Source organism: bacterium (Candidatus Blackallbacteria) CG13_big_fil_rev_8_21_14_2_50_49_14 (assembly GCA_002783405.1).
Lineage (GTDB): Bacteria > Cyanobacteriota > Sericytochromatia > UBA7694 > UBA7694.
On record PFGG01000012.1, the window covers coordinates 1 to 8,900 of the forward strand.

Consider the following 8,900-nt stretch of genomic DNA (forward strand, 5'->3'; position numbering starts at 1 on the left):
CCATTGTCTGTGATTAAACAGTATATTGAGCAACAAAAGCTGGAATGAGCGGCGGAATGCCGCTATCGCACTTCACCCCCCGCCAAGCATGTCGGCTATGGCAGGAGCACTGTGCGATGGTTTGGTAGACAGTGAGAAGCAAACAGCGCTTTTACATGCTGCTACCCTGCTGAACTTATCTGGCGATCCAGAACTTATCATCCTCCTTTTAGATCATGGTATGAGTCCAAATATACAAGATGAAGCAGGAGAAACCCCAAAGCCAAAGATAAAGAAGGCAATACTGCATTGGATTTAGCCCAAATAGTTGGCGCAGATAAGATTGTTAACTATCTGAAACAGCGCAAATAAATCTTCAAAATTCGATCTCGGTTTCCAGAGCAATACCCCCTCAGACCTGAGTCGGGTACAAGCTAGCGATTTTAAAAGCTTTGGAGACTGTTTATCGGGCCCGTTATGATCGCAATAGCCAAGGTCTCAAAGCCCAGATGCAGGCTTCAGCGCCTTAGCGTGTGACGACCCGCTTTCGATCTAAAGCGACAGAGACAATCCAGGGAGATAGCCTATTCGCTGGCTTGCGCCTTGAGTCGGAGCACAATATGGCTCGCATTCTCTGAAGGCACAACCTTCACACATTCGTATCCCAGCGCCCGCAGATCAATCCCCGCATACAAGTTCTCTCCCTGGCCCAGCAAAACCGGTGAGACAGCCAAAGGCCGCCGTATAGACCTGAATAAGGGATACGGTGGCCTTTCGTTTAGCCTGCTAAACGCGCCCGTTCAGCTTGCTTTCGCTGCTTCTCTGGCCCAATCGATCGCATCAGCACCCGCTGGCACACGAAGCGGACTGCTGGGGTCATTCACTACTTGCCAGAGCGCTTCGGCCACATCATGGGCGTAGGTGATGGGGGTGTTCGATTGCGTGAAGTTTGCAAAGACACGCTGCGCCTGTTCAGAATAGGCCTCAGGGATAGATTGCATCATGGCTTGGGCATTGGCGGCGAAACTGGTTTCAGGAGAACGGCCTGGCAACAAGAGATTGACACGCACATTGAAAGGTTCCAGCTCATGGAAAAGGGACTCGGTGAAAGCATTGACCGCAGCCTTGCTGGCAGTATAAAGCGAGAGCAAAGGCAGAGACTTCAAGGTCACCGACGATGTCACATTCACAACCACCCCTGATTTGCGCTCACGCATCTGCGGAACCACGGCCTGGGTCATGGCAATTGTACCAAAGGTATTGGTCTCAAAGAGTTCGCGGACCTTGTCCATCGAGACGCCTTCGAGGGCGTTTAGCATGCCGACGCCTGCATTGTTAACCAAAACATCGATGGGCCCAGCCTCCTTTACGGCAGCTTGAATGCTGTCAGCATCCGTAACATCCAGGGCCAGCATACGCAGATTATCTGAAACAGGGAAGAGATCTTCTCGGGGCGTACGCATGGTAGCAATGACCTTCCAGCCACGTTCCAGAAAATATTTCGCACTTTCTAAACCAAACCCTGATGAGCATCCTGTGATAAGTATCGTTTTCATAATGATATACTCCTTTTAATTTCTTTCTGCATTACAATTGAAAGATATAATTACGATACTTTTAAGTTTCGAAACTGTCAAGTACCGTAATTAAAATAGATGAATACAATGCCTCTAAAAGGAACGCAGATGAGCGAAAAACAAAAGGCCAAGCCAAAGGCTTCACTGGGCCGTAAACGTGACAAAGATCTAGATGTCCGAATTATCGAAGCAACTGTCGAAATCTTGGCTGAGCTGGGTTTTGACAGCATGACCATGGATACGGTGGCCGCTAAAGCAGGGTCAAGCAAATCAACCCTGTACCGCCGCTGGCCCTCCAAAGCAGAACTGGTGCGTGATACGCTGATCTGGATGAGTCGCCATTCTGTCGAGCTGAATCATTTGCCCGATACCGGCAGCTTAAGAGAGGATCTGCTGGCATTGCTCAAACCCTATTCATCGGAATTTAGTGAACGCAAACTCCAGGTTTTGGCCAAATTAGGTTCGTTTTTTTCTGAACATGGTCAGGTCGCAAAAGAAGCCACTACAGGCATTTTCGAGCCTTGGACTGAACTGAATCGCACCCTGATGCAACGCGCCATTGCGCGGGGTGAGCTACCTGCCCACGCCGATATAGAAACGGCCTGTCAGGTGATTATTGCCATGACTTCGTATTGCAGTGTTACACAAGGTCAGGCTTTTGGACGCGCTGAATACGCTACTTTATTGGACAATCTATTATTGCCTGGGCTGCAACATTCGCCTGCGAGTTGAGGTTTCTATTTGACCAGTTGTACCGACCAAATGAAATACGATCTGGCTTGGCAGTGGCCGCAAGTTTTTTCAATTTGCATTGTGGTATTGGAAATGTCTAAGTTTTTAAGATTCGAAATCAGCACAGGGGTCTGAGCCTTCACTTCACACCCTTCGTGAAGGCGAAAATCGAGCCCGCACGGGTTGAGAGGGCTAATCGACTGGATTGAAGTCATAATCACAAAAACAAGTGAATTTCCAGCCCCACTTTCAGGCCCATTTTGTGCTAAACTAAAACGATAGTTCACTATCTCTTTACGCAGGAATTCCTGGAGTTTGACCAGATGTTTCAAATGAAAGAAATACAGCTGTTACAGCAGCAAAGCAGTGGCTTTCACAGTCAACGCCATGATCAAGCCGAAGAAGATTTCTTTTTTGGCTTGATGTGTCTGGATCGTTTTGCGACAACCGGCTATCAGGATAGCGACTTGCTCAAAGAAGCCTGTCGAAAGTTTATCCAATCGATTCAAAGCAATGGCAAAGATGAGCGCCCCCATCTGGCACTGGCTTATTTATTTGCGCTGATCGAAGACTATCCCACCGCCCAACTGTATCTGGCTTCAGCAGAAGGATTGGCCATTGATCACCCAATGATTGCCGCCATTCGCAAAATCATTCGCGAGATCCAAAAAATGTCCACTGACAGCTTGCCAGAAGGGCCCCAGGCAGACTCTGCAGCTTTATCCGCTGAGGATCTCGATTATGACGCTCTCTACGATGAAGTCGAAGACGATATCAAACGCTGGGTCCTGGAATTCTCACAACATCTCAATGCCCATCCCAGTTTGCGTCCGGATATTATCAAGAACCAACGCAAAACCCTGGAGAAATTGCGCGAAACCCAAGATGTCATTAACGCCAAAATCACCCGCGTTGAAGAAGAAATAGATACCACTGAACTGGTTCAGGCCTTAAAGCCGCTTGAAATCAGCCAAAAACGTTTAGAACAGGCTTTGCAAACGACTGTTGAATTGCAGGCCCTGCAAACTGAGATGCACAACACCCAAAGTTCAGTGGGTCAAATTTCGCAAGAAGCCCAACAAACCGAAGACGCAGCAGATATCCCTGTACTCGAAGAAAACATCGAAGTACTCCTGGATCACTGCGACCATTTTGCCGATCAACTGGATCAGTATTCAGAACGCCAGTTGGACCTCGAAATTTTACTAAAAACCTATGACAGACTGGTTGGAGCGTTGGATGACTTGCGCAACCTGGTTGATGACACCATTGAACGCCTGAAAGGAAAGCCTTGATGAATATAAATGCAGGAGGGGCTCGTCCCCAAAACCTGAGCCAATTTCAAACCCATATTCAAAACAAACGACAGGCCACTCCTCAGCAGGTGCATGTCACGGAAGCCCAAAAGAAGACCGTTGGCGGTTTTATTCGTGAAAAAGCCCAGGTCATCACCAAAAAAAACGTGGTGGATATGGATGCCCGTATCAAGAGTATTGATGAGCGCATGAATAATCTGGGCAATAAAGGCATCAAAGGGGTAGAACCCAAAGCCCTCAAAAGCAAGTGGTCGATCTTTGGCAAAGTCATTGGCGATATGTTCAAAAGCATTCCCACCGCGCTGACAGGCATTGTCAAAGGAGCCTTGAAACTCACATCCTATTTGGCCGAAGCAGCTGTACATGTATTGGTCTTGCCTTTTTCAGCCCTTGGCGCCCATATGACTGAAGATGCCAGTGTGATGACCGATGCGCACAAAGGGGTGCATAAGCTTTTTGACAAAATGCGCGGAGGCCTCGACAAAGCCCAGGAAAAATTTGAAAAATGGTACGGGAACAAGGTCGGGATTGGTGATCAGGACACCGCCAAAGAAGGAGCTGAAAAAATAGCCAGCACTGTCGATGTCGTATCTGGCTATATGGGCACCAATATCCTCAAATCAGGTGGGGATATGACTGAAACCCAGGATCCCAATGCGATTACCACGGGCGGTGACGGAGACAAAGCCTTGCAAGTGGGCATCATCAACAATGCCAATGCAGTGATGGGTGATCTGGAAAAATTCGGCAAGCAACTCAAGGGTATCGACGAGGGCCAGCAGCTGATCAATGAGGGTAACCGCTCAGTCAATCCCACTGAAAAAGAATTTCTGGTCGAACAGGGCAAAATGCAAAAAAGCCAGGCCCGCTGGGGGCTGGCAGACGCTTCACGCAGCCTGGTCAGCAACCTCAATGGCACCACCAATTTGCTGGTGGGCTCCAATACACCCGTGGTTACCAATGTCACCGCCACCAATATCACCCAGGCCATGGGGGGGGGCTTCTCTGCCCTCAGTAACAGTGTCGAAGCCACGGTGGAAACCATCCAGGCAGTCCAGGCAGATCGCAAAATTGGACGCTGCAATCAGTTCCTCGAAAAGACTGCCATTATCGAGGGCAACCAGGAAATCACAGCCAGTAAAAACACTGAAAAAGTGCGTGACTCCGTCAAACTTTACAAAAAGAACCAGACCCAGACACGCAACACCACCCTGTTCAGTGCCATCTCTAAAATGGCCATGACAGCCGCCGCAATCGTCGGAACAGTCTTGTTTGTGGCCGCCTGTGCCTCTAATCCTGTGGGTTGGGCGGTTGGCGGTGCAGCCATTGCGCTGGGTATTGGAATGGCGGCCTACAAAGGCTATAAAGCCGCTCGACGTGCAGATCAGACCAAAGGCCTCGAAGAACGTCGCACCCAAGTTTCAAAGGCCATGGTAGAACAGGTCAACGACCTGTCCGCAAAACTGGGGGTGAACACCGCTGAGTTTAAAGAAGCTGGCAAGCTCAAACTCGGTCAGCTCACCACCCACCTCGAAGGCAAGGTGCAGGAACTCAAAAACCAGCAGCCTCCCCCTGAAAATCTGGCCGAACTCATAGACCAGTTAGACACGGTCAAAGAGCTCAAAAGCCTGCGTTCAGATATCAACAGCGCCCTCAAACAAACCAACGGCGCCACCGCTATGGATGGTCTGGTCAAAGCCCTCAACGATCGCCGTGATCCTGATGGTCAGTTGGCGGCAGAGTTCGCCTTGCGGGATGTCTTCAGAATGGATCCCGATCTGTTTAAGACCAACGAAAATGGGGATCGTATCGTCAGCGCCAAAGTGGCAGATAAAGCGGATGACAAACTGCGTGAGAAGCTGAGCATGTTCCATGCCAGTGTCTACAGCAAGAACTAAGGAGCCGTCATGAACAGCGTGATTTCTGAAGACGTTAGCAATCTCGCCTATCTGGGCTGGGTATTGCAGGAATCCGGGTTTGAAACCGCATTTATCGAGGCCGACGCCCATCCAGAGCAACCCTATGAACAATTGCTGGTGCACAGCCGCCAGGACAAACAGGGCCAGCCCGTTACTGTTCGTTTGCTCTTTGCTGAAGATGTACTGCGCGCCATCTATCGCCAGGCAGGCCAGGATATCCCTGAAAGCCATTCAGCAATGTTACAGTTCACGATCTGGCTGCCTGAACTGCGTCAGTTTCCTGCCGAAAGAATGGCAGAGCTGGATCAGCTCTTAAATGCCCTGAATCAGCAGACGAGTTATGGGGTGTTTGCGTTTAACAGCCTCGATGGCATCCATTTCCGGCATACCCTGGCTGTTCCCCAGGAAGACCCGGATGCGCGACTGGTGGCCGAGGTGATTTCTGGACTGGCTTTTCAAAGCTTGCGTTTTCAGCCCCATCTGCAAGCCCTTGCGAAAGGCCAGGCCCCACTCGCCACTATTCTCAAAAAAGTTCAGTCTCAGGCAGGAGATTCCCATGCCCACCATTAGTCCCAGCCATCCCGTCTCCCCTGAGACCCTCTGTCAGATTCTGGCCTATCGCGGGTACCCCGCTCAATTGGCTCCTCTCACTCAGGGCAGTGCTTTTCAACAGGTCGTCGTCAGTGGCCCTTACCGCATCGGCCCTGAAGCTTCAGATCCCGAACGGGTGCTGGTATTGACCTTGATGTATATGAACGATGCCCTGCAGAGCCTGGGCAAATCAGTGGAAAGCCAGAGTGACATTTTACAAATCTACCTGCGCTTGCCCTTTGAAGTGCTGGCAGCCCAGCAAGCAGATGTTTTGCATCTGATACGGGCTTATAACGCCTTTTTGCCATTGGGTCATTTTGAACTGCAAGCCGATCAGGGGATTTGTTGCCGCTATCGCTGGCACACCTTTGGCCGCGATGTCGATGGCATGGTGCTGCTGGAAAGTCTCGAAACGATGCTTTTTTATGTGGAGCAACTGGGATATCGGCTGGAGGCAGTCGCCACGGGTCAACGCAGTTTGGCAGACACACTCAACGATGAAATGCAGTTTCAACCGCCCCCACAGTAAGCGCTTTTCACAGAACCGCCTTGGATGCGTAGCAAGCACTTCCTTGCGGTAGCCGCAGGTGTCTAGGACACCTTACAACGGCCCCCAATTAAGCTGCTCTGCGAAGCAAGATTTAATGCCCTTTGGGTACAGGTTGAAGGGCATTGTTGAGCGGTAAGCCGTTTAGTTTTCATATTTTGCCATATGCTCTAATAATTTCTTTCTTTGAAATTTTTTGGCAAGAATACGAACATCCTCATTTTGTTTATTCTTGTGCCCTATTTTCGCTCCCTTTGAGACTAAGTAATCGAAGACTTCAATTTGTCCATTTTCAGCAGCAGCGAACAAAGCTGTATCTCCATCATTTGTTTCGAGATCAATTATTGCTCCGTTCTCTATAAGAATTTTTACTATTTCTAAATGACCATTACCAGAAGCGTATATTAACGCAGTATCACCAAAACTATCTTGAGCATTAATATCTGCTCCTTTTTCGATTAACAGTTGAACTAAATCTTTAGAGTTATATTCTGCTGCATACAAAATCAAAGGCGTATTTTCTTCTGAAATATTTCGGACATTCACATTCGCACCTTGCTCTATAAGCAATTGTGTGATTTGCGGTAAATTGTTCTTTATAGATAATGCTAGTGCAGACTCACCTTTGTATATACCGTCTTGAACTTTAGCACCATATTTTAGGAGTAATTCTGTAATCTCTGGCATTTTATACATTATTGAATATGTTAACAAACTGAAAGATTCGCTAGAGTTAATTTCAATATTTGATCCTTTTTTTAAGGAAAATTCTATTAATTTATAATTTTTATTTATTGTACTTTCATCTACAGTAATTTTATCAACATTAGACTCAATGCGTTCAAGATATGGTACACATTCAGATAAATTAAATGAATTTTTAATTATTAAACTGCGTAATTTTTTTTTGTAAAATAAATCAGCAATTCTGCAATGCAAATTATTTGGTTTAGAAAAATCATTATTATACTTCAAATCGTTAATAAACCACCAACGACTTTTTAGTAAGGTGGATAATAATGTTTCGCCATTTAATCCTTCTGAATTAATGTCTATACCATTCGATAAAAAATATTGAATTGTTAATAAATCATTTGACTTTCCTGTCAGAAACAGATAATCTTTTAAGATTTCATTTTTTTCATCCTGAGAAACATTTTCAAAAAATCTTTTTAAAGTTTCGACCTTTCCACTTTCAATTAACCCAGCTATGAAATAATCATCTTCTGATGAATAATTATAATATTTCTTTAAGTTTAAACCCTTAGTTTTTAAAAAATCAAAAATTTCAGGCTTGGCATTTTTCAAAGAATTCAATAAATATGGGTGTTCTTCAGAATAAGTATTCTTGAAGTCAAAACCTAGTTGCAACAAATGTTTAACAAGATCAAGATCTCCATGCTGAATAGCTGAATCTAACAGATTATAATTGTTATATTTACTTAAAATAGATAATGTTACTAATTTAGTATCTAAAATTTTTTTTACTAATTCAAGATCGTGATTTTGTAATGCAATAAATATATAATGATTTTCATCATTTTGAAAATTTGGGCCTTCCAAAATTAGATATTTGCTAATTTCTTCATAGCCAAGAAAAACAGCTAAGTCAATTAGTGGAATTTCAATTTTTACAGTCTGTAAAACAGCTAAATTTGTACCAGGGTTAGAATCAGTTTCTTTAAAAGAGAAAATACATGAATTTATATATTCATCTATACTATTATTAAATAATTTACTTGTTATTTTTTTTACATTTTCTATATTATTTGAAAATATGCCAAAACATAATTCAGAATTATTTTTTTCAAGATAGAAATTGATTTCAGACTTCGCTTGAAATGTAGGAATAAAAAAAACAATAAAAAATAAAATACAAATAATGATTTTTTTGTTACTTTGAGAAAAAAAATAGGCCTTCTTAAAATAACCACTTGCGCAGTCAAGTGAGTGAGTGAGTTGCGCGGCGCAGGGCCTAAAATCCAGTTTTTTCTTATGCGCATCAAATTGAATCATAGTCTAATTTCTTGCCTCGCCCGCATGATTTTCAAAGCCTAAAACGAGCATTATGACTGGGTTTTTCCGCACAAGTCAGCCGCAACGAGTTTGTAGAAAAAGCGCTGACGAAGGAAGCCTCTTTTTCTACAAACATCCAAAAATCAAAAATTTGTTCTTTAACCTTTCTATTATGACCCAATTTTTCGATACAGTCTCTCATCATTCCCACTTTTACCTCAAC

9 protein-coding genes and 1 pseudogene are annotated in these 8,900 nt (G+C 45.2%); 6 read left to right on the forward strand and 4 right to left on the reverse strand.

Going from position 1 to position 8,900, the window contains the following annotated elements; translation table 11 throughout:
- The first annotated feature begins 97 nt into the window (after window positions 1-97).
- Entirely contained in the window at window positions 98-298 is a 201-nt protein-coding gene (locus tag COW20_03085) for a hypothetical protein (protein ID PIW50282.1), read from the forward strand.
- A gap of 265 nt (window positions 299-563) precedes the next feature.
- Here COW20_03085 and COW20_03090 read toward each other — a convergent pair.
- Together COW20_03090 and COW20_03095 are read right to left on the reverse strand one after the other, a co-directional pair.
- Window positions 564-713 (reverse strand): annotated as a pseudogene (locus tag COW20_03090) (deaminase).
- A 66-nt stretch (window positions 714-779) separates the two neighbouring features.
- Entirely contained in the window at window positions 780-1,535 is a 756-nt protein-coding gene (locus COW20_03095) for a short-chain dehydrogenase/reductase (protein ID PIW50283.1), read from the reverse strand.
- A gap of 99 nt (window positions 1,536-1,634) precedes the next feature.
- Between COW20_03095 and COW20_03100 the strand changes: the two genes are divergently transcribed.
- Window positions 1,635-2,288 (forward strand): TetR family transcriptional regulator, encoded by a 654-nt coding sequence (locus tag COW20_03100; protein ID PIW50284.1) that lies wholly within the window; start codon window positions 1,635-1,637, stop codon window positions 2,286-2,288.
- Window positions 2,289-2,293: 5 nt separating this feature from the next.
- Here the strand turns inward: COW20_03100 and COW20_03105 are convergent, their stop codons facing one another.
- Window positions 2,294-2,575, reverse strand: a complete 282-nt coding sequence (locus tag COW20_03105) for a hypothetical protein (protein PIW50285.1) — start codon at window positions 2,573-2,575, stop codon at window positions 2,294-2,296.
- Between the two features lie 36 nt (window positions 2,576-2,611).
- Here COW20_03105 and COW20_03110 point away from each other — a divergent pair, with 36 nt between their 5' ends.
- Genes COW20_03110 through COW20_03125 form a run of 4 tightly spaced genes read left to right on the forward strand, consistent with a single transcriptional unit; the run spans window position 2,612 to window position 6,643 of the window.
- Entirely contained in the window at window positions 2,612-3,583 is a 972-nt protein-coding gene (locus COW20_03110; protein PIW50286.1) for a hypothetical protein, read from the forward strand.
- Window positions 3,583-5,502: a hypothetical protein gene (locus tag COW20_03115; GenBank protein ID PIW50287.1), complete on the forward strand. Its 1,920-nt coding sequence runs from the start codon at window positions 3,583-3,585 to the stop codon at window positions 5,500-5,502. The genes COW20_03110 and COW20_03115 overlap by 1 nt, the downstream gene beginning before the upstream one ends.
- 9 nt (window positions 5,503-5,511) lie before the next feature.
- Window positions 5,512-6,093 carry a hypothetical protein gene (locus COW20_03120; GenBank protein PIW50288.1) on the forward strand — a complete coding sequence of 194 codons (582 nt, stop codon included), beginning with the start codon at window positions 5,512-5,514 and terminating at the stop codon, window positions 6,091-6,093.
- Window positions 6,080-6,643, forward strand: a complete 564-nt coding sequence (locus tag COW20_03125; GenBank protein PIW50289.1) for a hypothetical protein — start codon at window positions 6,080-6,082, stop codon at window positions 6,641-6,643. Before COW20_03120 ends, COW20_03125 begins: the two co-directional genes overlap by 14 nt.
- Window positions 6,644-6,805: 162 nt before the next feature.
- Here the strand turns inward: COW20_03125 and COW20_03130 are convergent, their stop codons facing one another.
- Complete coding sequence (locus tag COW20_03130) at window positions 6,806-8,677, reverse strand: hypothetical protein (GenBank protein PIW50290.1); 1,872 nt, start codon at window positions 8,675-8,677, stop codon at window positions 6,806-6,808.
- Window positions 8,678-8,900: the final 223 nt, after the last annotated feature.

Coding starts and splice junctions, on each gene's coding strand:
- COW20_03085 (PIW50282.1), top strand. CDS start 98: ATGGCAGGAGCACTGTGCGATGGTTTGGTAGACAGTGAGAAGCAAACA.
- COW20_03095 (PIW50283.1), bottom strand. CDS start 1,535: ATGAAAACGATACTTATCACAGGATGCTCATCAGGGTTTGGTTTAGAA.
- COW20_03100 (PIW50284.1), top strand. CDS start 1,635: ATGAATACAATGCCTCTAAAAGGAACGCAGATGAGCGAAAAACAAAAG.
- COW20_03110 (PIW50286.1), top strand. CDS start 2,612: ATGTTTCAAATGAAAGAAATACAGCTGTTACAGCAGCAAAGCAGTGGC.
- COW20_03115 (PIW50287.1), top strand. CDS start 3,583: ATGAATATAAATGCAGGAGGGGCTCGTCCCCAAAACCTGAGCCAATTT.
- COW20_03120 (PIW50288.1), top strand. CDS start 5,512: ATGAACAGCGTGATTTCTGAAGACGTTAGCAATCTCGCCTATCTGGGC.
- COW20_03125 (PIW50289.1), top strand. CDS start 6,080: ATGCCCACCATTAGTCCCAGCCATCCCGTCTCCCCTGAGACCCTCTGT.
- COW20_03130 (PIW50290.1), bottom strand. CDS start 8,677: ATGATTCAATTTGATGCGCATAAGAAAAAACTGGATTTTAGGCCCTGC.